This window comes from Paenimyroides tangerinum (genome assembly GCF_003865405.1).
GTDB lineage: Bacteria > Bacteroidota > Bacteroidia > Flavobacteriales > Flavobacteriaceae > Flavobacterium > Flavobacterium tangerinum.
This window is the reverse complement of sequence record NZ_RQVQ01000014.1, coordinates 64,346-89,575: the sequence shown is the minus strand read 5'-3', so window position 1 is coordinate 89,575 and position 25,230 is coordinate 64,346. Positions and strand designations below refer to the sequence as shown.

The 25,230-nt window shown below is 31.3% G+C and carries 21 protein-coding genes; 13 read left to right on the top strand and 8 right to left on the bottom strand.

Translation table 11 applies throughout. The features are described 5' to 3' along the window. Positions 1–418 precede the first annotated feature (418 nt). Positions 419–859, top strand: coding sequence for a hypothetical protein (locus EG240_RS07895; protein ID WP_125018850.1), 441 nt, complete (start codon positions 419–421; stop codon positions 857–859). Between the two features lie 72 nt (positions 860–931). Here the strand turns inward: EG240_RS07895 and gcvP are convergent, their stop codons facing one another. After that, positions 932–3,781, bottom strand: a complete 2,850-nt coding sequence (gcvP, locus tag EG240_RS07890) for an aminomethyl-transferring glycine dehydrogenase (protein WP_125018849.1) — start codon at positions 3,779–3,781, stop codon at positions 932–934. Between the two features lie 185 nt (positions 3,782–3,966). Between gcvP and EG240_RS07885 the strand changes: the two genes are divergently transcribed. From EG240_RS07885 to EG240_RS07865, 5 genes are all read left to right on the top strand, one after another. Beyond that, positions 3,967–6,384, top strand: a complete 2,418-nt coding sequence (locus tag EG240_RS07885) for a TonB-dependent receptor (protein WP_158612005.1) — start codon at positions 3,967–3,969, stop codon at positions 6,382–6,384. 15 nt (positions 6,385–6,399) lie between these two features. Further along, positions 6,400–7,728 carry a hypothetical protein gene (locus tag EG240_RS07880; RefSeq protein WP_125018848.1) on the top strand — a complete coding sequence of 443 codons (1,329 nt, stop codon included), beginning with the start codon at positions 6,400–6,402 and terminating at the stop codon, positions 7,726–7,728. 85 nt (positions 7,729–7,813) lie between these two features. Next, complete coding sequence (locus EG240_RS07875; protein ID WP_235830350.1) at positions 7,814–8,314, top strand: OmpA family protein; 501 nt, start codon at positions 7,814–7,816, stop codon at positions 8,312–8,314. 88 nt (positions 8,315–8,402) lie between these two features. After that, positions 8,403–9,230 (top strand): UbiA prenyltransferase family protein, encoded by an 828-nt coding sequence (locus EG240_RS07870; RefSeq protein WP_235830349.1) that lies wholly within the window; start codon positions 8,403–8,405, stop codon positions 9,228–9,230. A gap of 101 nt (positions 9,231–9,331) precedes the next feature. Then, positions 9,332–9,748: a lipoprotein gene (locus tag EG240_RS07865; protein WP_125018846.1), complete on the top strand. Its 417-nt coding sequence runs from the start codon at positions 9,332–9,334 to the stop codon at positions 9,746–9,748. A 35-nt stretch (positions 9,749–9,783) separates the two neighbouring features. On the opposite strand, the gene EG240_RS07860 is transcribed toward EG240_RS07865, so the two are convergent. Further along, entirely contained in the window at positions 9,784–10,191 is a 408-nt protein-coding gene (locus EG240_RS07860; protein ID WP_125018845.1) for a hypothetical protein, read from the bottom strand. A 100-nt stretch (positions 10,192–10,291) separates the two neighbouring features. Here EG240_RS07860 and EG240_RS07855 point away from each other — a divergent pair, with 100 nt between their 5' ends. The 4 genes from EG240_RS07855 (at position 10,292) to EG240_RS07840 (ending at position 13,642) form a co-directional block, all read left to right on the top strand. Next, complete coding sequence (locus tag EG240_RS07855; RefSeq protein ID WP_125018844.1) at positions 10,292–10,897, top strand: alpha-ketoglutarate-dependent dioxygenase AlkB family protein; 606 nt, start codon at positions 10,292–10,294, stop codon at positions 10,895–10,897. Between the two features lies 1 nt (position 10,898). Next, on the top strand, positions 10,899–11,537 hold the full coding sequence (locus EG240_RS07850) for a hypothetical protein (RefSeq protein ID WP_125018843.1): 639 nt from the start codon (positions 10,899–10,901) through the stop codon (positions 11,535–11,537). Positions 11,538–11,586: 49 nt separating this feature from the next. Then, a complete protein-coding gene (locus EG240_RS07845; protein WP_125018842.1) occupies positions 11,587–12,972 on the top strand; it encodes a leucyl aminopeptidase family protein in 1,386 nt (461 codons plus the stop codon). Positions 12,973–13,177: 205 nt separating this feature from the next. Then, a complete protein-coding gene (locus EG240_RS07840) occupies positions 13,178–13,642 on the top strand; it encodes a DUF6174 domain-containing protein (RefSeq protein WP_125018841.1) in 465 nt (154 codons plus the stop codon). A gap of 47 nt (positions 13,643–13,689) precedes the next feature. On the opposite strand, the gene EG240_RS07835 is transcribed toward EG240_RS07840, so the two are convergent. Continuing rightward, positions 13,690–14,175 carry a copper resistance protein NlpE gene (locus EG240_RS07835; RefSeq protein WP_125018840.1) on the bottom strand — a complete coding sequence of 162 codons (486 nt, stop codon included), beginning with the start codon at positions 14,173–14,175 and terminating at the stop codon, positions 13,690–13,692. 122 nt (positions 14,176–14,297) lie between these two features. Between EG240_RS07835 and EG240_RS07830 the strand changes: the two genes are divergently transcribed. Genes EG240_RS07830 through EG240_RS07820 form a run of 3 tightly spaced genes read left to right on the top strand, consistent with a single transcriptional unit; the run spans position 14,298 to position 17,343 of the window. Then, positions 14,298–15,674, top strand: a complete 1,377-nt coding sequence (locus EG240_RS07830) for an aldehyde dehydrogenase family protein (protein WP_125018839.1) — start codon at positions 14,298–14,300, stop codon at positions 15,672–15,674. A 34-nt stretch (positions 15,675–15,708) separates the two neighbouring features. Next, a complete protein-coding gene (locus EG240_RS07825; protein WP_125018838.1) occupies positions 15,709–16,959 on the top strand; it encodes a cation:proton antiporter in 1,251 nt (416 codons plus the stop codon). 39 nt (positions 16,960–16,998) lie between these two features. Beyond that, positions 16,999–17,343 (top strand): hypothetical protein, encoded by a 345-nt coding sequence (locus EG240_RS07820; RefSeq protein ID WP_125018837.1) that lies wholly within the window; start codon positions 16,999–17,001, stop codon positions 17,341–17,343. A 13-nt stretch (positions 17,344–17,356) separates the two neighbouring features. On the opposite strand, the gene EG240_RS07815 is transcribed toward EG240_RS07820, so the two are convergent. The 5 genes from EG240_RS07815 to EG240_RS07795 form a co-directional block, all read right to left on the bottom strand. Continuing rightward, complete coding sequence (locus EG240_RS07815) at positions 17,357–17,716, bottom strand: hypothetical protein (protein ID WP_125018836.1); 360 nt, start codon at positions 17,714–17,716, stop codon at positions 17,357–17,359. 94 nt (positions 17,717–17,810) lie between these two features. Next, positions 17,811–19,829, bottom strand: coding sequence for a M3 family metallopeptidase (locus EG240_RS07810; protein ID WP_125018835.1), 2,019 nt, complete (start codon positions 19,827–19,829; stop codon positions 17,811–17,813). 48 nt (positions 19,830–19,877) lie between these two features. Continuing rightward, positions 19,878–20,372 (bottom strand): hypothetical protein, encoded by a 495-nt coding sequence (locus EG240_RS07805; RefSeq protein ID WP_125018834.1) that lies wholly within the window; start codon positions 20,370–20,372, stop codon positions 19,878–19,880. A gap of 66 nt (positions 20,373–20,438) precedes the next feature. Then, positions 20,439–21,884: a SusD/RagB family nutrient-binding outer membrane lipoprotein gene (locus EG240_RS07800; RefSeq protein WP_125018833.1), complete on the bottom strand. Its 1,446-nt coding sequence runs from the start codon at positions 21,882–21,884 to the stop codon at positions 20,439–20,441. Positions 21,885–21,895: 11 nt separating this feature from the next. Beyond that, positions 21,896–25,126 carry a SusC/RagA family TonB-linked outer membrane protein gene (locus EG240_RS07795; RefSeq protein ID WP_125018832.1) on the bottom strand — a complete coding sequence of 1,077 codons (3,231 nt, stop codon included), beginning with the start codon at positions 25,124–25,126 and terminating at the stop codon, positions 21,896–21,898. Positions 25,127–25,230 lie beyond the last annotated feature (104 nt).

Here is a 25,230-nt window from a genome sequence, read left to right as displayed (position 1 = left end):
GAGTATTTTCGTATTTACGAAAGTAAAATAAAACAAATTGACTTATAAAGACCTTTATTTTATATAAACAAAAATGTTCATATTTGTACGATGATTTTATTGCAATTAGTAATAGTTAAACGTATCATAATTAGCTAAAGGGTAAGTTATAAATTATTATGGATACTGCTTTGGATAGCGATAATAGTTGTGTTATTTTGAGTGTAAAATTCTGACTCTTAAATAAATATGTGCTTTTTTTTGTATCTTATTTGTACCGTTAAAATGTAACTAACTGATATTCAGTGTTGGTTATTTTTGATAATGAAAAGCAACGCTTCCTAAACGATATTTAAAATTAGAAAGTAGAGAAGATTGGCTATTCGGAGTTAGCGAAAATAATACTATAGATGTTTTTAATTATAAAAATTTAAGCGATGTGTTTTTGACTATAAAAGCTCCAAATTTCATTAATAGTAGAATCTATAAAGTAGATACAAAAGATTATAAATCTTTTTACGTTTTCTATTCAAATGTTGACATATCTGTATATGATGATACTTTTGAATTAGCAAAAAGTTATAAAAAGGGTAGTAGAAATCAAACGGAAATTTTGAATATTATAAAAGATGATTTTGTTTACTCTAAACAATTGTCTCAAGAAATGTATGAGGATATTCGGAGTGTTTTTGTTGATGGTTATTCAGTTTTTAATTTTGACGGTTTACCAGTTTTTAAACTTAAGGGTAATTTCGAAATACTAAAAAAAGATTGGCGTTTCATAATAATTCAAGATAAAATTACAGATAAAAATACGCCTTTTATATCGATTTTGAAAAGAATAAGATGTCGCTTCCAAAAGATGAACAAAATAAATTAGATGTCCAATTTTTAAATTAATAGAAACGCCCAACTTTTCAGCTGGGCGTTTTGTAATATAATAAGGAATCAATTAAGCTTCCATATAAGCTTCGATTGGAGCACAAGAACAAACTAAGTTTCTATCCCCATAAGCATCATCAATTCTACGAACTGTTGGCCAGAATTTGTTTTCAGAAACATATTCTAACGGATAAGCTGCTTGTTGACGAGAATAAGGTTGTTCCCAAGTTTCAGCAGTTAACATTGCTAAAGTATGAGGTGCATTTTTTAATACGTTGTTTGTATCTTCTGCAGTTGCAGCTTCAATTTCTTTACGAATAGAAAGCATTGCATCACAGAAACGGTCTAATTCAGCTAAATCTTCAGATTCAGTTGGCTCAATCATTAAAGTTCCAGCAACTGGGAAAGAAACCGTTGGTGCGTGGAATCCGTAATCCATTAAACGTTTAGCGATATCTGTAACTTCAATTCCTTGCGATTTGAACATACGACAATCAATAATCATTTCGTGAGCTGCACGTCCGCGTTCTCCAGAATATAATACTTCGTATCCTTCTTGTAAACGCGCTTTCATATAGTTTGCATTTAAGATAGCAGTTTCTGTAGATTTTCTTAAACCTTCAGCTCCTAACATTGAAATATAACCGTAAGAAATTAAGCAAACTAAAGCAGATCCGTATGGAGCGGCAGAAATAGCAGTGATTGCGTTATCTCCACCAACTTTTACGATTGGGTTTGTTGGTAAGAATTCAACTAAATGTTGTGCAACACAAATTGGTCCAACACCTGGTCCACCACCACCGTGAGGAATAGCAAATGTTTTATGTAAGTTTAAGTGACAAACGTCTGCTCCAATTGTAGCTGGGTTTGTTAATCCAACTTGAGCATTCATATTTGCACCATCCATATAAACTTGACCACCGTTTTCGTGAATAAAACTTGTGATTTCAATAATCGATGATTCGTAAACTCCATGTGTAGATGGGTAAGTAATCATTACACAAGATAAGCTGTCTTTGTATTGTTCAGCTTTAGCTCTTAAATCTTCAACATCGATATTACCTTCTTCTGTAGTTTTTGTAACTACTACTTTCATACCAGCCATTGCTGCAGAAGCAGGGTTTGTTCCGTGAGCAGAAGATGGAATTAATGCGATATTACGGTGTCCTTCTCCACGAGATTCGTGGTAAGCACGGATAACCATTAAACCAGCATATTCACCTTGAGCACCAGAGTTTGGTTGTAAAGTTGTTCCTGCAAAACCAGTAATTACATTTAATTGTTCTTCCAATTTATGTAACATAGTTAAGTAACCTTCTGCTTGAGAAGCTGGAGCAAATGGGTGCATGTTGTTCCAGTTAGGTAAACTTAATGGTAACATTTCAGCAGCAGCATTTAATTTCATTGTACAAGAACCTAAAGAAATCATAGAATGATTTAAAGCTAAATCTTTACGCTCTAATTTTTTGATATAACGCATCAATTGAGATTCTGATTGGTGCGTGTTAAATACTTCGTGCTCTAAGAAAGCAGAAGTTCTTTCTAAACTAACTGGTACTAATGCTAAACCTGATAATTCAGTAACTGTTTCAAAAGATTTTCCAGCAACTTCTGCAAAAATTGCAACAATGTTGTTGATGTCTTTTAATGATGTTGTTTCGTTAACTGAAATAGAAACGTGGTTTGCATCAGCATAGAAGAAATTGTAGTTGTTTTTCTCTGCAACTTCTTTGATTTTAGCAGCGTCAGCTTTAACTAAAATTGTATCGAAATACGCATCGTTAACTTGTTCGAAGCCTAATTGAGCTAATTCAGTTTCGATTGTAACTGCTGTTGCGTGAACGTTGTTTGCTATAAAACGTAAACCATTTGGTCCGTGATAAACAGCGTACATACCAGCCATTACAGCTAATAAAACTTGAGCAGTACAAATGTTAGAAGTAGCTTTTTCACGTTTGATGTGTTGCTCACGAGTTTGTAAAGCCATACGTAACGCACGGTTTCCGTTTGCATCTTGAGAAACTCCAATAATACGGCCTGGCATTGAACGTTTGTATTCTTCTTTAGTAGCGAAGAAACCAGCGTGTGGTCCACCAAATCCTAATGGAATACCAAAACGTTGTGTTGTTCCAACAACAACATCAGCACCCATTTCTCCTGGAGATTTTAAACGAACTAACGATAAAATATCTGCTGCAACTGCAACTTTAATATCTTTTGTTTTTGCTGTGTTGATGAAATCTCCGTAGTCATGAATTTGACCGAATTTACCTGGGTATTGTAACATCACGCCGAAGAAATCTTCAGAGAAATCAAATGTTTCGTGATTACCTACAACTAATTCAATTCCGATTGGAGTAGAACGTGTTTGTAATACAGATAATGTTTGCGGTAAAACTTCTTCAGAAACGAAGAATTTATTTGCGTTATTTTTCTTTTGATCTCTTGTTCTGACATCAAACAAAAGTGCCATTGCTTCAGCAGCAGCTGTACTTTCATCTAAAAGAGATGCATTTGCAATTTCCATTCCTGATAACTCAATAACAGTAGTTTGGAAATTTAATAAAGCTTCTAAACGACCTTGAGCAATTTCTGCTTGATAAGGTGTGTAAGCTGTGTACCATCCTGGGTTTTCGAAAATGTTACGTTGAATAACTGCCGGAACAATTGCTTCGTGATAACCTAAACCAATCATCGAACGGTAAACTTTATTTTTAGAACCTAATTCAGTAATATGAGACATATATTCATATTCTGTCATCGCTGGATCTAATTCTAAATCTTTTTGTAAACGGATTTTATCTGGGAAAGTCTCAAATAATAACTGATCAATATCTTTAACTCCTACAGTGTTAAACATATGTTGCAAATCGGTAGGTCTTGGTCCGATGTGTCTTAAAGCAAATGCATTTGTTTTCATCTACAATAAAAATATTTTAGTTGTGTAATTCGCAAAATTAAAACTTTTTATTTGGATATTTCTAATTATTTATCATTTTATTGTTTAAATCATTTTGAATATTGTAATGTAAAATTTTGTTAATTTTTTTATTGTTTTTATTTGGACTTTGTCTAAATAAGAATAACTTTGTCAAAAAAAAGATAATGTATTTCAAAAGATTTTTTTTAATAACACTTGTATTAATTGTTGCACAAGTTGCAAATGCTCAGTATAAATTGTCTGGAACTGTCTTTGATGGCTCAGGTAATAGTCTAAATAATGCTGAAGTTAAATTGGTAAATTCAACTGTTTCTGAAACAACTTTATCAAATACTGAAGGAAAATATCATTTCAGTAATATCTCAAATGGTTCGTATCAATTGATTGTTTCTATTTATGGATATAAAGAATTTATAAATATTGAAATCGCTAATTCAGATTTAAGCCAAGATTTAGTGCTGTTCTCTTATAACACAGAAGAATCTTTAGAAGATATGGTAATCAATTTTGTTTCAGCTAAATCAGAAATTGAAAAAAGTGGATTTGCTGTTAATGTCATTGAAACAAAAGATGCTGCTTTAAGAAACATACAAACAAATGAACTTTTAGACCGCTCGGTTGGAGTTCGTGTTCGTCAGAATGGTGGTTTGGGATCTTCTGTTAATTATAATTTGAATGGTCTTTCTGGAAATGCAATTAAAATTTTTGTGGATGGAATTCCTATTTCAACATACGGCCCATCTTTTAGTTTAAATAGTATTCCACCAGCGTTAATTGAACGTATTGAAGTTTATAAAGGAGTTGTTCCAATTTACCTTTCCGAGGATGCACTAGGCGGAGCAATTAATGTGGTTCTTAAAAATGGATTAAGAAATAGCCTAAATGCGTCGCTTTCTTATGGTTCTTTTAATACAACGCAAGCCAATTTCAATGGAATTATGCGAAGAGATTCAGGATTTACAGTTAAAGCTTCTGGATTTTTAAATAATACAGATAACGATTATGAAGTTTGGGGAAATGCTGTAAAAGTGACAATGCCAAATGGACGTGAAGAAAATGTAAGAGCTAAACGTTTTAATGATTCTTACCGTTCAATTGGTGGACAAGTTGAAGCTGGTTTTACTGATGTTTCTTGGGCAGATCATTTTTTTGTAGGATTTAATGCATCTGATGTTTATAACGAAATTCAACACGGAACGTATATGAGAAATCCATATAAAGGTCGCTTTGTTGAATCAGAATCTCAAGTGATTAGTCTAAATTATAAAAAAGAAGATTTTTTAGTTGACGGATTGAAATTTGGATTTACCGCAACTCATAGCAACAGAGCTGAAGTTGTAAATGATACTGTTAAGTGGGTTTATAATTGGCTTGGTGAGCAAAGTTTAGGTTTAAATGGTGAACCTATATTGACACAACAAGGTGCTCAGCAAGGTGCTCCTACTATTTTACATTCTAAAAGGAAGATTTATTCTTTGCGCGCCAATTTGGCTTATGAGTTTTTGCCAAATCAGGTGATTGCTTTTAATCAATTATATAATTCTTTTGATCGTAAGGATAATGATGAAATGAAATCAATATTAGAAAGAAACTTTATTGATACACGTAAAATGACTAAAAGTATCAGCTCATTTGCCTACGAAGCTAAATTTTTTGATTCGAAATTCAAAACGAATTTTTTCACTAAGATTTATAATCAAAAAATAGAAAAGTTTAAACCAGTTCTTAAAACTGAAGATGGTCAGTCTGTAAGAGTTATTGAAGAATCTAAAAACCAATTTAATTATGTGGGTTATGGTGGAGCGTTTTCATATTTAATTAGACCTGCAATTATCGTTATGGCTTCTGCGGAAAAAGCGATTCGTATGCCATCTGAATCTGAAACGTTCGGTGAAGTAGGTGAGAATATTGTTGAGAATTTTGGCTTAAAAGCAGAAGTGAGTAACAATTTCAATTTAGGTTTTAAAATTGGTCCTTATAAAAATACAAATCATTCATTTTCTTTTGGAGCGTCTGGTTTTTTTAGAGATACAAAAGATAAAATTAGTAAAAGGATCAATTCGCGTTTAAATGATGCAGAGCAAGTTACACCGTTTGAAAATCTTCAGAAAACCAAAACCATTGGTTACGAAGCGGAATTTACCTATATATATAAAGAAAAACTTAACTTTTTGATCAATGCTACTAAGTTCAATACGTTGTTTAATAGACAGTTTAATCCTGAAGGAAAACAATATGATTATTACAATCAACAAGTGCCCAACGAACCATTTTTTACGATAAATGCAAGTGTTCAATATATGTTGAAGGATTTAGTTCAAAAGAATTCTATTTTGAACTTATATTATAATTATGGTTATGTGGAATCTTTTTATGTCAATTGGTTAGAAGTTGAGCAATATCGTACGTTAGATCAAAATATTCATGATGTCGGATTAAGCTATGTATTTCCTAATAAACAATTTGTTTTAAGTTTTGATGCTAAAAATATATTGAATAATGAAGCTTATGACAATTTCGCAGTTCAAAAACCTGGACGTGCTTTCTATATGAAAATAAATTACACTTTTAATAAATTCTAATTAATATTATTTAATATGAAAAACAAATTTTTAAAGCCATTTGCTTTTAGTGCTATTATTACAGCTATGATATTTTCAAGTTGTTCATCAGACGATTCAACTACTGATAATGGTGGTGGAAATCAAGAACCAACAGCAGAGCGCTATATAACAGTTGCCGGTGCTATGATGCAAGAAACAGATGGTGATGGTAATGGTGGTACTAAAGTTTTTGCAGTTAAAAAATCAGAAGCATTGAATCCTGAATTTTCAATTGATGTTTATGGAAATGGAGAACCTGTTCTTTCTAACAGAACAGCTCGTTTACAATCTTCAGAAGATGGAAATACATTATTTAATATTGCTTACACAGGTGATAATGGAGGAACATTTTCTAAATATGCTGTGAAAGGTGGTGCAAGTTTTCCTCAACAAGATGTTTCGGTTAATATTTCTCAATATGCAGGAACTTCTCCGCGTTGGGCAAAATTATTTGATGGAGATAAAACAGGAATTGCTGTGAATGTTACCGCACCAGTTGTAAACACAACAGAAGATGGTGTGTATATTAATACAAGAGGAGTAGCTACTGTTCTAGCTTTGGATTTACAAAATGTATTAATTTCTTCATACAAACAATTCGAAATTCCATTAACTACTGCTGAAGAAGCTTTAGGTCATCATATTTTCCGTTTAGATGCGCCAGTTCTAAATAAAGCAGGAAATAAATTATTAATTGGTTTATGGATGCGTAAAACAAATCCTGCAACTGGGCAGGTTGATTCTAACTTTACAAGATTAGGTTCAAAAACTTTAGTAGTTGATTATCCAGCTTTGACAAATCCTCAAGTGATAACTTCAACTGTAGGATTTGGAGATACAACTGGTTACCGTAGTTTCAATAGTTATTTAGGTCAAGACGGAAATATTTATCAAGCAACTCAAAGAGATTCTGGAGGTTCGCATATTTTAAAAATCGGACAAAATAATCAATATGATAACTCGTATGTGTTTAGCTTAGATTCAGCTTTAGGAGTAACTGGTTCTTATGTTGATTCTTGGAGATATGCTGGAGATGGAATTGCTTATGTAATGTATTCTCACGCTGGAGCAGAAAATCAAGGGTTCATTGCTCGTTTAGATTTAAATGCTAGAACAGCAACTCAAGTTGTATTACCTTACGAGCCAGGATTGGATTTTGGTCAATATCAAGGATTTGTTGTTGATGGAGATGATGTAATCGTAGCTGTAACACCAGTTGGAAAAGATGGAAATATCTATAGTTTTAATAGAAAAACAGGAGCGGTTACTAAAGGTGCAAAATTGATTAATCGCGCAGGTAATCATTATATAGGAGTGTTTTAATCATAATCGTGTTTTCCTGTAATTCTTAATTTTTGTTAATTAATTATATTTTGTTTAGATTTGTATGTTAAATAAAATATTGTTTATGAAAAAAATATTACTATTCTCAATTCTTGCTGGAACAATTTGTTTTACATCTTGTAAATCAAAGAAAAACAAACCAGTTCAAGAAACCGAAACTATTGAAGTTGTTGAAGTCGTAGAAGCTGAAGTTTTTGCCGATGCTGTTAAAACTGACGAAGGTGTTAAGTTAACTTTTTCTGCTGATTTGCTTTTCGCTACTGATTCTTATACTTTAACAGATAAGGAGAAAGAAGATTTAGATAATCTGGCTAAGTTGCTTAATAAGAAAAAGAAAAAGAATATTAGAATCGATGGTTACACTGATAGTACAGGAACTGTTCAATACAACAATACTTTGTCTGAAAAAAGAGCAAATTCTGTAAAAGAATATCTTGAAAAACAAGGAGTTGATGCTTCGAGAATGAAAACAAAAGGTTATGGTCAAACCAATCCTATTGCAGATAATAAAACTGTCGAAGGAAGACAAAAAAACAGAAGAGTTGAAATTATAATTTTGAACTAAAATTTCAATTTAAATACAAAAAGAGAATCTCATATTTTTTGAGGTTCTCTTTTTGTTTGTTATTTTCATCCGAAAATAGATTTTATCTTTGAGATTTATAAATGATTTGAAATTATTAAAACAAATATTCGATTTTTATCTCAATTCCAGTTTACATGTTTCTCTGGCGGCTAGTTCGTTGGTTTTAATGACTTATTATTTCGCTAAATTACCTACGGATTTAACTGTCGTTTTCTTCGTTTTTTTTGGAACACTTACCAGTTACAACGTAATAAAATATGGAACTTTTGTAATCGGAAATAAAAAAATAAAAATAGCAATGAAAGCTATTTTACTCTTGACTTTATTTGCTGCAATTACATCTTTTTTTTTATTTTTTAAACTTCAATTAGCTGGTCAAATTACTGCGGTTATTTTTGCGTTTTTGAGTCTTTTATATCTAATTCCAATTCCAATAAGTAAAACGAATTTGCGAAATTTAGCTGGTGTAAAAATATATATAGTTTCTTTTTGTTGGGCTGGCGTTACTTTATTGATTCCGCTTTTAAATGCAGACACACCAATTGAATTCGATATTTTATTTAAATTTTTACAGCGTTTTGTTCTTACTTTAATACTGATTTTAATCTTTGAAATCAACGATTTAAAATACGATGACATACGTTTAAAAACGGTTCCGCAAACCATAGGAATTAGAAACACGAAATTTTTAGTTTATTTACTTTTAGTTGTTTTTTATGCATTAGAATTTTTTAAATCAAATCTTTATCCTAATCAGTGGATTGTTAATCTAATTTTAGTTTTTATAACTTTTTTATTTTGTTTTTTTGCATCAGATAGAAAATCAAAATATTACACATTATTTTGGGTAGAAAGTATTCCAATTCTTTGGTATTTGTTAATTTTAATTTTTTAAAAGTTTAAAAACAACATTATTGTTGAGCTGTTAAAATTTCGGAATTTGATTTTAAATTGTGGATTATTTAGTAATTTTATAAAGAATTAAATATCAATAATATGAAAAAGATTGTTTTAGCATTATCAATGATTGCTGTTTTATCAAGTTGTACTTCTACTTCAAATTCAACAAGTTCAAACACTATAGTAAATGCGATTAACGTTGCAAATACGGTTGCAGAAATTAGCAATTTGTTAAATACCATGAATTTAACTCCTTCTCAAGCTTCAGTTATTGGAACTACTTTGAGTAATTATGTTGCTCAATACAATAGTTTAGCAGGTTTAAATACTGGAAGTCAAGAATACAAAACGCAACTAAAAAAATACAAGTCAAATGCAATGTCGAGTATTTCTTCTTCTTTGAGTGGTAATGAGTATAGCCAGTTTAACAATGCTTTAATTACAATTGCAAATTCAGCAAATACCAACTTATCAAACGCAACAATTAATGTTTTGTCTAGTTTAGTAAATTAATAAAACCAAAAAGACTTCTGAAAAGAAGTCTTTTTTTATGCATTCTTCTCAAGAGTTTGAATTTTATTTTCAATTTCGTATGCTTTTTTAATTTGGGTTTTAATCAAAAAACTACCATATTCTTTTTGATGTTTTTCGATGGTTCGATTTAGATGCGCTGTAAATAACGCGCTATATTCAGATTTAGAATATTTCTCTAAAAGTTGATAACATAGTTTTATTTCAGAACAATTTTCTTCGTTGATTTCTGTTTTATGAAGTGTTAAAAATAGTTGATTCAAATAGGTTTCTTTTTGGATTTCCAATTCATCGATTTTTTCTTGATAAAACGTAACAGTTGATAAATCATTAATTTCTGCCCAAGTTGCTTTTTGAATTGAAAAATCTGCAATTTTCATATCCATTTGTAAAATTTCTAATTGGTGTCTATAATAGGTTTTCATAACTTTAAATATTTGATGCAAATTTCAACTTAGAATAAGACAAAACTTGTCGTTTGTAAAAGAAATTTAAAAACTTCATATTTTTGTAAAAACAATTACAATGGAACTTTTTTCAAATCAAGAAACCAGTCAAAATTTACTTCCTTATGATGGTGAAGTATTATATTATGGAATCTTATTAGATACATTAGAATCAGAAAAATTCTTTACTGATTTATTGCAGAAAATAGAATGGTATCACGATAAAGCTATAGTAAACGGACAAGAAATAGAAACCAAACGTAAAGTTGCTTGGTATGGTTCGCGAGAATTTTCTTATACCTATTCTGGAGTTACACGTATTGCAACGCCTTGGATTGAAGAACTTTTGGCTCTAAAACAATTGATTGAATTATATACAGATTCAATGTATAATTCTTGTTTGTTGAATTTGTATCACAACGGAGAAGAAGGAATGGCTTGGCACAGTGATGGAGAAACCGATTTGTTAGAAAATGGTTCTATCGCTTGTTTGAGTTTAGGAGCAACCCGAAAATTTGTTTTCAAACACAAACAAACTTCAGAAAAACGTGAATTCGATTTGCTTAATGGATCATTAATTGAAATGAAAGGCGTAACTCAAAAGCATTGGTTACATCAAATTGCGACAACAAAGAAGATTTTGACTCCTAGAATTAGTTTAACATTCAGACAAATGAAAGTTTAATATGGGTATAAATGTAAATTTAATACGAAAGCTTTCAAATCAAGAATTATTAGCTTATTTAAGTAAGAATAGTATTTATTCAGTTGAAGCAATTGAAATCGCTGTAGGCATTTTAGAAAACGAAAGAAATTATAAATTTTCGATTGAACAGAATGAAAAAATTGCCGAGATTATAAAATTTAAAAAAGAACTAAATATTGAAAGAAGTCAAATATATCAGAATGATTATGAAGTTCCAGATATTGAAGAAAATAAGCATTTACCAAAAATAGAAAGTAAAAAAAATATAATTGCTTTTAGTTTTTTGAGTGTAGTTTATTCAGGATATTTAATTTATGGGAATTTAAAAATCCTACAAATAGATACTAGAACTAGCAATTTTAAACTTCTATTTTTAGTGATATTTTTTTTGTTTATAGAAATTATATGTTTAATTTTTTATCATTATTTTGGTTATGATTGGGTTGAAGAATATTTAAATAATTCATCTGTTCCATTTTATAAAAGAAGATATTTTAGACCTATATTTTTCTATATCTATATTTATTTTTTCCTGAATATCGTTTTCTCAATTATATTATGGGATATATTTATAAAATCAGGAGTTAAATATCGAGCTAAAAATCAACCGAATCTATAGAATTAGATTTGAAATTTATTACTTTTGAAATCAGATAAAAAACAATAATATGTTGCAATTAACAAATACATTAAACACAGATGCGGTTGTTTACGTTGTAAACGAGCAAACAAGTATCGATTCTCAATTTCCACAATATATTCAAGAAGCTTTTGAATCTTTTAAAAATTCAGAAGTAAAAGAAGATTTTATTAAAGTAGGAAGTAAAAATTATTTCTTAGTTAAAGAAAATCAAGATTTAGAAAAAATGCGTGTTGCTGGATTTGCAATTCGTCAAAAATTAGACAAAAAAGTAACAGCAATTACTATTGTAGGAACTGATAATTTGGCTTTGGCTGAAGGTTTAGCTTTGTCAAATTACCAATTTTTGAAATATTTCAAAGATGCTGACGAACGTGAATATCAGTTAGAAAACATTTATATTTTAGGAAATATTTCTCAAGCTTCAATTACAGAAATGAATAATGTTATTCAAGCTGTTTTTTGGGCGCGTGATATGGTAAACGAACCATCTTCTTATTTATCAGCAAATCAACTTGCAAAAGAAATTCAAGAAATTGGAGACGAAGCAGGTTTCTCAGTTGAAGTTTTAGGAAAAGAAGAAATTCAAAAACTTAAAATGGGCGGATTGTTAGCTGTAAACATGGGCTCAATCGAACCGCCAACATTTACTATTTTAGAGTATAAACCAGAAAAACCAATCAACGAAAAACCAATCGTTTTAGTTGGAAAAGGAGTTGTTTACGATACCGGAGGTTTATCTTTAAAGCCAACTGCTGGATCAATGGATTTGATGAAATCCGATATGGGTGGAGCGGCAATGATGGCAGGAGCTGTTTACGCAGCAGCTTTGAACAAATCAAATATTCATATTATCGGATTGATTCCAGCAACAGATAATCGCCCAGGAGGAAATGCTTATGCACCAGGTGATGTTATTACGATGATGGACGGAACAACGGTTGAGGTTTTAAATACCGATGCAGAAGGACGTATGATTTTAGCCGATGCCATTTCGTATGCAGATCGTTTCAATCCAGAATTGATTATCAATGCAGCAACTTTAACTGGAGCAGCTTTGGTTGCAGCGGGTTCTCGTGCAGCTTGTTTAATGAGTAATGCTGACGAATCGGTTAACAAACAAATCTTAGATGCCGGAACGCAAGTTTACGAACGTATGATTCAATTGCCTTTATGGGACGATTATAAAGAGCAAATCAAATCGTCAATTGCCGACTTAAAAAACATCGGTGGTCGTTTCGCTGGAACCATTACAGCTGGTAAATTTTTAGAGCATTTCGCAAAACAGCCATTTGTTCATATCGATATTGCTGGACCAGCTTTCACAGAAGCTCCAGAAAATTATAAAGGAAATGGAGGAACAGGAACAGGAATTCGTACTTTATCAGCGTTTTTCGCAAACTATAAAAAATAAAAAATCAAATCCGTTAGCTTTTAGTTAGCGGATTTTTTTTAGGGTGTTGCGCTCACTTTTGGCTATTCGCCAACGCTCGCGCCGGGCTTTCCGCTAAATCTTTTTTTTACTTCGCTACAAAAAGGATATCGCTTCAATCCCTAACACAAAATAATATAGTTTTTTTTGATTTATTTATTTATTTTTGAAGATTAAAATAATAATTATGAAAAAAAATACTCTGTTGTCAACTTTTGTAATTTCTTGTTTTTTTTCTGCATGTGCAGTCGATGCTGATACTAGTTATAAAGTTCATTTCAACGAAGCCGAATTTAAGAAGCAACGTATGCTTTGGGAAGAACAGAATCTAAAAAATTATTCTTATACTTACGAGAATGCTGCTAACCATGGAAAATCAAGATGGGATGTTCAAGTAAAAGATGGGGTAGTTTTGAATAAAAATAATAGTGAAGATTACACTATTAATGAAATTTTCGATGTTGTTGAAATGATGTATGAAGGTGCTTTAAAACAAAATTCAAGTGATAAATATTCAGTTAGTATAATTGTAACTTATAACAAAGAATTTTATTTTCCAGAAAAAATAGAATATGACACCTCGTATAGGGAGAATATTTTGGGAGGGAACTCTTATCAAATTTCAGTAGAGAATTTCGTTTTAAATAATTAGCGTAATATAAATAAAAAAATGAAGCCCGAAAGCTTCATTTTTTGTTATTAATTTTTCTTGAAAATGTATTTGTCTTTTAAAGGACCAGTAATTTCTTTACCTTCTTGATCTAAGAAAATCAATTGGTTTTCACCAACTTTCAATTTCATATCAACAGTTTTTCCTTTTAAGTGAGCGATAGTTCCATCATGCCACATGATTTTACCTTTGTCTTCAATAGTTTCTTTTTTACCTAAATACGTTTGTTTAACAACGAAAGTATCATCATCATTCAATGCAACTTCAGTCTGAATTCCTTCACAATCTGCACAAGGTAACGTTCCTGCGTAAATTCCAGCCCAGTCCAAAGAAGTTTGAGCAGTATGTTCGTCTGGTTTAGGAGTTGTTCCTTCTGGATGAGTTGAAGCATCAGTTTGAGGAGTTTCTGTTGTTTTAGTGATTGTATCGTTAGTTGCAGCATCACCTTCTGCCTTTTTGTTACAAGATGTAAATCCTACAGCAATAATAGCTGCAGCTAAAATCATTTTTTTCATATTGAATTCAATTTTTATTTAGATAAAGGTAGTGAATTTGTAAGAAATATTGTGTTTTATAACTAAATTTATTGAAAAATAACTAAGAACTTCTTTTTTAGTTTCTTATAATAAAACCGAAAATGCCAAGTCCAAAAAATATAATCCAAACGCAAAGAGCTTTTTTTTATGAAGGAAATACATCTCCTATTGAATTTAGAAAAGCGGCTTTAATTAAATTAAAAAAACTCTTAAATGCATATCAAGAAGAATTGATTCAAGCCATTCATTCCGATTTTAAAAAATCTGAATTCGAAACGATTCTCACTGAAATTGCTATGATTAAGTTAGAACTACGCAAACATATTTCTAATTTAAAAAAGTGGAGTAAACCACAAAAAGTCAGTTCTTCAATCTTAAATTTTCCGTCCAAAGATTATATTTACAAACAACCTTATGGAGTTGTTCTAATAATTTCTCCTTGGAATTATCCGTTGTTATTAGCTATTCAACCTCTGATTTCGGCAATCGCTGCAGGAAATTGCGTCGTTCTGAAACCTTCAGAAGTTTCTTCAAATACATCAGCTGTAATTGCTAAAATGATTAATGACAATTTTCCACCCGAATATATTTCTGTAATTCTTGGTGATGTAGAAAAAACAACTGAAATTCTAGAAAATAAATTTGATAAAATCTTTTTTACTGGAAGTACTTCAGTAGGAAAAATTATTCAGAAAAAGGCTGCAGAAACCTTAACACCAACAGTTTTGGAATTAGGCGGAAAAAGTCCGTGTGTGATTACAAAATCTGCAAATCTTGAAATTGCTGCAAAACGAATCACTTTCGGAAAATTCGTGAACGCTGGTCAAACATGTATTGCACCCGATTTTATATGGATTGATGAATCGATAAAAGATGATTTTTTAATTATTTTGAAACGTACAATTGTTGATTTTTATGGAGATGAAATCGAATCTAATCCCGATTTTCCTAGAGTAATCAATAACAAACAATTTTTAAGATTAGAAAAATATTTAGATAATGGTAAATTGTATTTCGGTGGAAAATCAGATTCAAATACTAATTACATCGAACCAACCATTTTAGATGAAATTTCATTTACAGATTTAATAATGCAAGATGAAATTTTTGGACCCATTTTACCTGTTTTAACTTTTAAAAATTTGGCTGAGGTTGTAAATCATAATCACGAAAACGAAAAACCGCTGGCGATGTATTTATTTTCTACAGATCAAACTGAAATTAAAAATTTTATGACGCAAACCCAATTTGGTGGTGGTTGTGTTAATGATGTTTTATCGCATATCATTAATGATAAAGTTCCGTTTGGAGGTTTTGGTTCAAGTGGTTTAGGTAATTATCACGGGAAATTTGGCTTTGATGCCTTTGTTCATTTTAAATCAGTTGTATATCGAAAAAACTGGTTAGATTTTAAGATAAAATATGCGCCTTATGCAAAAAAAAGTGGAATTATTAAGAAATTACTATCGAAATTTTAGTCATAAAACCGTAATTTTGCACAAATAAATTTTTATGGAATTATATTACACGTTTTCAGTTCTTATCGTACTAGCCTCGTTATTCGCGTATTTAAACGTACGCTTTTTAAAACTTCCTGGAACCATTGGTATCATGATTATTGCCATGTTGGTTTCTGTTGGAATTCGTTTACTTGGAGATCAGTTTTTTCCAGAAACAACCCGTGAATTTTTTCAACTAATCAAAGAATTTGATTTTACAGAAATATTGATGGGAGCGATGTTGAATTTTTTATTATTCGCAGGAGCCCTCCATGTTAATATTTCAGATTTGAAAGAACATAAGTGGCCCATTTTTACTTATGCAACTGTAAGTGTTGTTTTGTCAGCATTTATTATTTCTGGAATGTTATTTTATGTTGCACCTATTTTAGGAATTGAAATTCCGTTTATATATTGTTTATTGTTTGGTACTTTAATTTCTCCTACAGATCCAATTGTGGTTTTAGGTATTTTAAAGGAAGCTAAAGTTCCAAAACGTATCGAAACTAAGATTACTGGTGAATCATTATTTAATGATGGAGTTGCGGTTGTAATGTTTGCTGTTGTTTTAAAAATGGCAACAGATACTTCTTTCGAAGCTACATTTGGTTCCGTTTCTTGGTTGTTTTTATTAGAAGCTGGTGGTGGAATAATTTTAGGAGCTTTGTTAGGAATTACAGCTTCACATGTTATGAAAAAAATTGATGATTATAAAGTAACGGTTTTGATTACTTTAGCAATCGTGATGGGAGGTTTCTTAATTGCTTCTGAACTTCATTTCTCTTCACCTTTAGCAATGGTTATTGCTGGTTTAATTATCGGGAATTACGGTAAAAAGCATTCAATGAATGAAACAACGCGTGATTATTTAGGTAAATTCTGGGAATTGATAGATGAAATCTTAAATGCTATTTTATTCTTGTTTATTGGTTTTGAACTATTGGTTTTACCAGATTTACAAGATCAACTATTTTTAGGTGTTATTGTGATTTTTATAGGATTATTGGCACGTACTTTATCTATTTTTTTACCTGCATCGACAATATTAAGAAAAAATACGTACTCAAAAGGATCATTAATTACGATGGTTTGGGGAGGAATTCGAGGAGGAGTTTCCATTGCATTGGTTATGTCAATACCAAATTCAGCCGGAGAAATTAAAGATGTTCTATTAGAAATAACATATATTGTGGTATTATTCTCAATCGTAGTTCAAGGATTAACGGTTGGTAAAGTTGCCAAAAAAGTATTAAAAGAAGAATAAATTTTAAGAGGAATGTAAGTTCCTCTTTTTTTATATTTTATGAAAAAAGAAGATTATTTAAACGAAATTAAAGTTTTATTAAACACTGAAAAAATGGATTTCTTTGAAGAAGAGTTGCAAATCATTTCAGATGTTTTTTATATGAATGGAGTAGAAGTAAAGTCGTGTTTTAACTTTTTTAAATTGATTTTAGAAACTAGAAATTTACTTTATAAATACAATTTGCATTTGGTTTATGAACCTTTTGACTCTTCGAATAAAGACGAAATTAATTGGGAAAGTTTTAAAATTTCTGACGGAATTAAAACCAAATTGGAGGTGTTTTATGACCGTAATTATTCATTCATGCGAATTGAAGATAATATATCAGCATTGTATTTTTAAACGAAAACGCTTCCTAGATTGGAAGCGTTTTTTGGTTTAAATATTTATAATACATCAATCCACTACAAATAGAAATAAATAATAAATAAACACCCATAAATAAACTCATTTTTAAGGCATCATTATCAAATGTTGTAAAATCATTTAGTTCTGAAATAAGTGCAAAAAACAAAAACAACGATGAAAACGAAAACAAAGTTGCTAGAATAATTCCTAGTATTTTGTTTCGAATTACAATCTGTAACAAAGCCAATATAAGTAAACCAATCGCAACTGGATTCCAAATTTCGGATGTGTTTATCCAATAAAATAATATGATCGGAAGCATGAATACATCCGAGAATTTAATAACAATTTCTAAAGCTTTTTTCATAATTCGTTTTATTAGTTTAATTATGAACGATTTAGTATTGATTTTATTGTGTTAAAAGAAAACGAGCTAACTTTTAAAGTAGCTCGTTTTGTTATTAAATTAAACCGGCACGTTTTAAAAGTGCTTCAGGTTTAGGTTCTTGTCCTCTAAATTTTTTGTATAATTCCATTGGTGGTTGCGTGCCTCCTTGCGAAAGTACATTGTCTTTAAACTTCGTTGCGATTTCTTTGTTGAAAATACCATTTTGTTTAAAGTAATCAAACGCATCGGCATCTAAAACTTCTGCCCATTTGTAGCTGTAATATCCTGATGAATATCCGCCAGCGAAAATATGTGAGAAAGCAGTACTCATGGCGTTTTCTGCAACATCTGGATATAACTTGGTACTTTCGAATTGTTCGTTTTCAAACGCTTTTAAGCTCGTGATATTTTCAGGGTTTTGTGAATGCCATCCCATATCTAATAATCCAAAACTCAACTGGCGAACGGTTGCCATTCCTTCTAAGAAACTTGCACTTTCCTTGATTTTTTCAATCAATTCCATCGGAATGGTTTCTCCGGTTTCGTAATGTTTTGCAAACAATTCTAAAGCTTCTTTTTCGTAACACCAGTTTTCCATTACTTGAGATGGTAATTCAACGAAATCCCAATAAACAGAAGTTCCAGATAAGCTTGGATAAATCGTATTTGCAAGCATTCCGTGTAACGCATGACCAAATTCGTGGAACAACGTAGTAACTTCGTTAAAAGTTAATAACGATGGTTTTGTTGGCGTTGGTTTTGTGAAATTACAAACGATAGAAACATGTGGACGCTCGTTGATTCCGTCTTTGATGAATTGCGATTTAAACGAAGTCATCCAAGCGCCGTTTCTCTTTCCTTTACGTGGAAAGAAATCGGCATAGAATAACGCAACTAAGTGATTGTTTTCGTCTTTTACTTCATAGGTTTCCACATCTTCGTGATAAACATCAATGTTTAAAACTTTTTCAAAACGAATTCCAAAAAGTTTATTTGCTACTTCAAAAGCACCGTTTAAAACATTTTCTAATTTGAAATATGGCTTTAAAATTTCATCATCTAAATTGAATTTTTCTTGTTTCAATTTTTCAGAATAATAAGCACCATCCCATTTTTCTAACTGCTCAATGTTATCTAAGTTTTTAGCAAAAGCAGTTAGCTCATCAAATTCTTTAGTTGCAGCTGGTTTTGCCTTAACTAATAAATCGTTTAAGAAATCTAAAACTTTTGTTGGATTTTGTGCCATACGTTCTTCCAAAACAAAATCGGCATGAGTTGTATAACCTAATAAATTTGCACGTTGCTGACGTAAATTTACGATGCGTAAAACGTTAGCTTCATTGTTATATTCGTTATCTTGAAACGCTTTTTTACCTGCCACAACTGCCATTTCTTTACGTAATTCTCGATTTTTAGCATAGGTTACAAACGGCAGATAACTTGGAAAATCTAATGTAAAAATCCAACCTTCTTTTTTTTCAGATTCAGCTAATTGTTTTGCCATGATTTTGGTATCTTCTGGCAAACCATCTAAATCATTTTCATCTGTGATATGTAATTGGTAAGCATTGGTTTCTGCTAAAACATTTTCGCCAAATTTTAATGATAATAAAGCTAATTCGGTATCAATTGCGCGTAATTGCTCTTTTTCTGTATCTGATAAAAGCGCTCCGTTTCTTACAAAACCTTTGTATGATTTTTCTAACAACATCAATTGCTCTGCTGTTAAGTTTAAAGCATTTTTTTTATCGTAAACGGCTTTTACGCGTTTGAATAAATCTGGATTTAATGTGATGTCGTTTCCAAATTCAGATAACTTAGGAGCAACGACTTGTGCAATTTTTTGCAATTCTTCATTAGTTTCTGCCGAATTTAAGTTGAAGAAGATGTTTGAAATACGGTCTAATTGCATCCCAGAAAATGCCATAGCTTCTAATGTATTTTCAAAAGTTGCTTCTTCTGGATTGTTGATGATGTCTTGAACTTCTTGTTTTGCATCTTTAATTGCTTGTTCAAAAGCAGGCTCAAAATCTTCATTTTTGATTTGAGAAAAAGGTGCGGTATCGAATTTTTGTAATAAAATGTTTTCCATATAAATAAAAAAAGCTGTCGGTTTTATTTGACAGCTTAAAATTACGAATTATTCCGTTAACGAATTGTGAAATGGTATTTTTTGCATTTGACAAATTTCACGAACTATTTTGTTTATTTCATTAGGTTTTTGAGTTCCAAGCATTAATTTCTTTCCATCTTTAAAATACAATTTTAAACCAATATCACCTTGAATATTATAAGCTTTATCATCTCCAAGTCCGCGAATTCCGTATCCGCCATATTCAACCATTGGTTGGTATTTCGTTAATTCTATTTTTTTGATATCTTCCCACAAAAAAACTTTTGGTTTTCTAATAAATGGATAAAACTGAATATTTATACTTTTCTGATTTATTACGGTTTTTAAATTCATTAAGAAAAAAAGTGCCATAATTAATATTACAGGAAGAATACAAATTAAGACCGCAAGTGGTTTTGTTGCAGCGACATTTAGAATTGGAATAATACTTAAAGCCAAAACTCCGAAAAGCATGAACCAAATCCATTTTTGTTTAAAATATTGTTTTTCTGTGAAATGCATAATATTGTTGTTTTCTCAAAGGTAAAAAAATAAGCCAACTTAAAAGTTGACTTATTCTGAAATTTATTAATTAATATCCCACCAGATTTTGATATTCATGTCGTCTCCGCCCATATTTTCTACAGCTTTTAGATATTCATTTTTATTTTGCTGTTTGATATTTGGAGGATATGGATAACGAGAAGGCATAACTCCGTTATTGTGAATGTTATCAACCAATGGCATTACTGGGAAACCTGTTCTTCTAAAATTGTTCCATTGCTGATTGTCATTAAAATGCAATGCAAAATATTTATGTAACATAATTTGCTCTAACGTATTATTGAATTGGTTGTTAGGATTCTCGAAATAATTTGATGGAACTTGAACTCCCCAAGTTTGTATTGCTGCCGTAATTCCTTTTTCATAAGCTGTTTTGGCATCTCCTGCTAATTGACCTTTAAACATTAATTCAGCTTTAATAAATTCAATTTCAGCATACGTCATGATAAAGTTTTTCATAGGAGTTTTTGCTTGCTCATCATTTGGTTCAGATGGAGCATAATCAATTAAAGCTTCGTTTCCGAAGAATCCACTAGGAACACCTTTGTAACCAATTTCTTCATTATTCTTTTTTGCCTTTGTAGCCCAAATTGGTAAACGTGGATCTTCCATTGCAACTAAATTATCGATAAAGAAAGTAGAAAGTTTTCTTGCACCACCTCTAAAATCTTGAATACGTGGCCAAGGTGTAATGTTTGGAGTAATTCCAGTATTAATTAAAATAGCATTATCTGTGTTGCTTTCAAAAATCGGATAAGTTGCAGGATCATTTAACAACGTGTTGATTTTTTGGAAAGAAATTACAGGTTGCGCATCTGAAACTTGAAGTAATAATCTCAAATGAATAGAATTGGTAAGTTTCTTCCATTTACTAAAATCGTTTGCGTATAATAAATCCGCAGTATAATTACTTGTTTTAGATGTATCGTAAATCGAATTTGCTTCTTCTAAGTAGTTGAAAATAGCATTATAAATTTCACGTTGATCATCAAATTTAGGATTCGAAATTCCTGATTCACCTTGAGATGCTTCAGAAAATGGAATGTCTCCAAAACAATCTACCAAGTTTGCATAGCACCAAGCTTTTAATGTTAAAGCAACAGCTTTGTAATTTTGATCGCCAGCTGCTTCAGAAGTAACTAACATTTCTTCAATATTTTTTAACCAACGGTAATGGTTATTCCACATCGTTGTTCCTATGTTTTCAGTTACGAAATAACGATCGTATCTTTCTTCTACATCGGATGGAAATGGTACAATAGTTTGCATTAAGAATGCATTTCTGTAAAAATAAGCCGAATATGAATTGTGATTTGTAACTCCGTATAAAATTGGATTTAATAAGGTGCTCGGACTGATAGCATCTAAACGATTTGGATCTGTATTTATTTCTTCAAAATTATCTGTACAACTGCTTAAAGTTAAAGAAGCAATTACGATAGCTAATATAGAATGTTTTAATTTTTTCATCTTTTAATTTTTTATAAACTAACTTTTAAATTGAAACCATAAGTTGCAGGAGATGGCATTTGTCCCATTTCCACACCTGGAACCATATTTGCACCATTAAGAGCTGCTGTCTCAGGATCATAGATTGGGAAGTCTGACCATGTATATAAGTTTCTTCCGTATATACTTAATGATAAATGTTTAAGTTTTGTTTTTTCTAAGAAAGATTTTGGAAATGTATATGTAAAACTGATTTCTCTAAGTTTAACATAAGTAGCATCAAAACTGTTAGATTCTACGTTTGCACGACGATAATAATCTGCATAATAACCAGGAACATCGACTTTAGTTGTGTTTGGACTAAAACTTCCATCAGCATTTTGAATAACCCCATCTCCAATAATGTAACCATCTTCACGTCCCGGTAATGTTCCGTTAAGTTTACCATGTTCCATCATTTTATGATAAGATTGCGAATATAAAGTTCCACCAAACGAACCATCTAAAGTAACTCCTAATGAAAAGTTTTTGTATTTGAAGTTGTTAGTCCAACCACCTTTCCAGTCAGCATAAGCATTACCGATTTTTTGAACTTCGTTTGGTCTAACTGGTAGTCCAGTTGTTTCGTTGTAAATAATTTTACCTTCGTCATTTCTCACGAAACCATATCCGTACATATCTCCAGTTGAACCTCCAACTTTTCCAATAATACTTACTGTTCCAGATGAAGCTAATGTCTGTTCTTCTCCACCTTCAATACCTGCGGCTAATTCTAAAATTTCGTTGTGATTTTTAGAATATGTAAATGAAGTTTTCCACTCAAAATCTGGTGTTTTTATTGGAGTTGCATGTAATAAAACTTCGATTCCACGATTTAAAACTTTTCCAGCATTAATGTATTGACTTGTGTATCCTGTTGCATAATCTATCGGAACACGAATAATCTGATTTTCTGAAACTGTGTTGTAATACGAAACATCAAATCCAATGCGATCATGTAAAAAACGCATATCCGCACCAATTTCGTAAGATGTTGTTAATTCTGGTTTTAAATCTGCATTAAATAAGTTTGTATCAACTACTGCTGATGCAGCAAAATCACTATTATTGTAATATTTATTAACTAAATATGGATTTGAATCATTACCTACCTGAGCCCAAGATCCCCGTATTTTTGCAAAGTCAATAAATAAAGGCATATTTATAATGTCGCTCAAAATAACGCTCAAATTGGCTGATGGATAGAAATATGAATTGTTTTTTGCAGGAAGCGTTGAAGACCAATCGTTACGAGCTGTTAAATCTAAGAACACACGGTTTTTATAAGAAAAAGATCCTAATGCATACATACTGTTTACTGTTTGGTAAGCATCGTTTGTGTTTGTGATTACTGTGTTAAGTGCGTTTGCAAATTTATAGATTCCAGGAACAACCAAACCATTTGCTTTTGAAGTCATTTGTTGGAATTTATTTACCATATTATTCCCTCCAACAGAAAAACTATAATTGAAAACGTCTGATTCATTTCCTTTATATGTAAGTAAGAAATCGGTGTTAACTTCTTCTTGTTGAATCATACTTTTTGAGTAATAACCTTGTGCGAATTTGTTTAAATCGTACGGACGTTTTTGTTCACGAGTTTCTTGTGAAGTATTGATTCCTGAACGTACCATTAACTTTAAGTTTTTAGTAAAATCAATATCTAAACTTAAATTTCCTGTTAAGGTATTATTGTTCATACTATTGATAATTTCGTTTGCTATTAAGTATGGATTTTCTAAATAAGAACTAAATGGGCTTATTTGTTCTGTTTTACTACCGTCTTTCCATAACGCATATTTATACCAATCTAAATTTGTATTTGCGTTCGTAAGAATCATAAAATACGCGATTGAGTGATTGTTATATCCCGTTTGTGGTAGATTATCACTTCCTCTATTAGAGAAATTAATTGTAGTATTAAGTTTGATGTTTTTAGAAATTTGATAGTTACCTTTTGTAGAAATTACAGTTCTGTCAAATCCTGTGTTTGGCATAATCCACTCGTTTTTACTATGAGTAACAGAAGCACGCATTCCACCTTTTTCATTTCCACCTTCAAGCGATATGCTGTTTGTAACCGTATTTCCAGTTCTCCAAAATCCTTTACGTGAATTTTCATAATTTTGCCAAAGTGTACGTTCAGCTCCTTGTCCCTGAGTCACGGGGTCGTATTGAAAGTAATATTGACCATCAAATCTTGGTCCCCAACCGTGGTTACTTTGCGTTCCTGGTCCGTCAGCACTAGTTCCAAATGAGTAATATAAGTCACCATCGGCATTGAAAGCTTTTCCTGTTCCAGAACCGTATTGCGTTTGATAATCTGGCCAACGTTGAATTACGTCAAAAGAAGTATTGTTATTATAAGTGATTCCTAACCCAGTACTTTTTTTACCCGATTTAGTTGTAATCATAATCGCTCCATTTGCTGCACGTGAACCATAAAGAGCTGTTGCACCAGCACCTTTCAAGACAGTCACCGATTCGATGTCTTCTGGATTGATGTCAGACATTCCATTACCAAAATCTACAGGTGAATCTGCAGCTAAATATCCATCGTTTGATCCCGAAGAAACCATCCCTGAGTTGATTGGAATTCCATCAACTACGATTAATGCACCGTTAGCATTTGCATCAATAGAACGGTTTCCACGTAAAACAACTTGTGTAGAACTCATTGGTCCAGAATTGGCAGAAGTAAACGACATACCAGCAACCTTTCCTTTCATATTATCAACCCAGTTGTTTGAACGTGAATCAGTGAAGTCTTTTGCCCCTAATTTTTGTTGTGCATAACCTAATTGTTTTTCTTCACGTTTGATACCTAATGCTGTAATAACCATTTCTTCCATTTGGTCATTTAAATCAGGAATCATTGTTATGTTAATATCTTTTTGTCCAGTGTAAAACATTTCATATTCTACATAGCCTAGATAGTTTACAACAAGAGTAACATCTTTTTCTAAACTTTCTAAAATGAAAGTACCTAGAGCATCAGTTTCTGTTCCTATGTTTGTACCTTTGATATGAACAGTTGCTCCTTCTAAGGGTTGACCGTTTTCATCTAATACAATTCCTTTGATTATTGTTTCTTCTGAATCAATGTTTGATGCAAAGTGATATTTTGTTTCATTTGCATAAGTAATTGTTGAACTACAAAATACGAGTGACGCTAAAGAAAAAATTCGAATCAGCGTTTTTAAGTCGCAGTAATTTTTTTTCATTGTTAGTTGATTGTTTTTATTTGTGACAAATTTCATTCAACTAAATTGTTTATTACGTATAAATTCGATTATCAAAAATGCAATAAAAGGTTATCTGAATATTA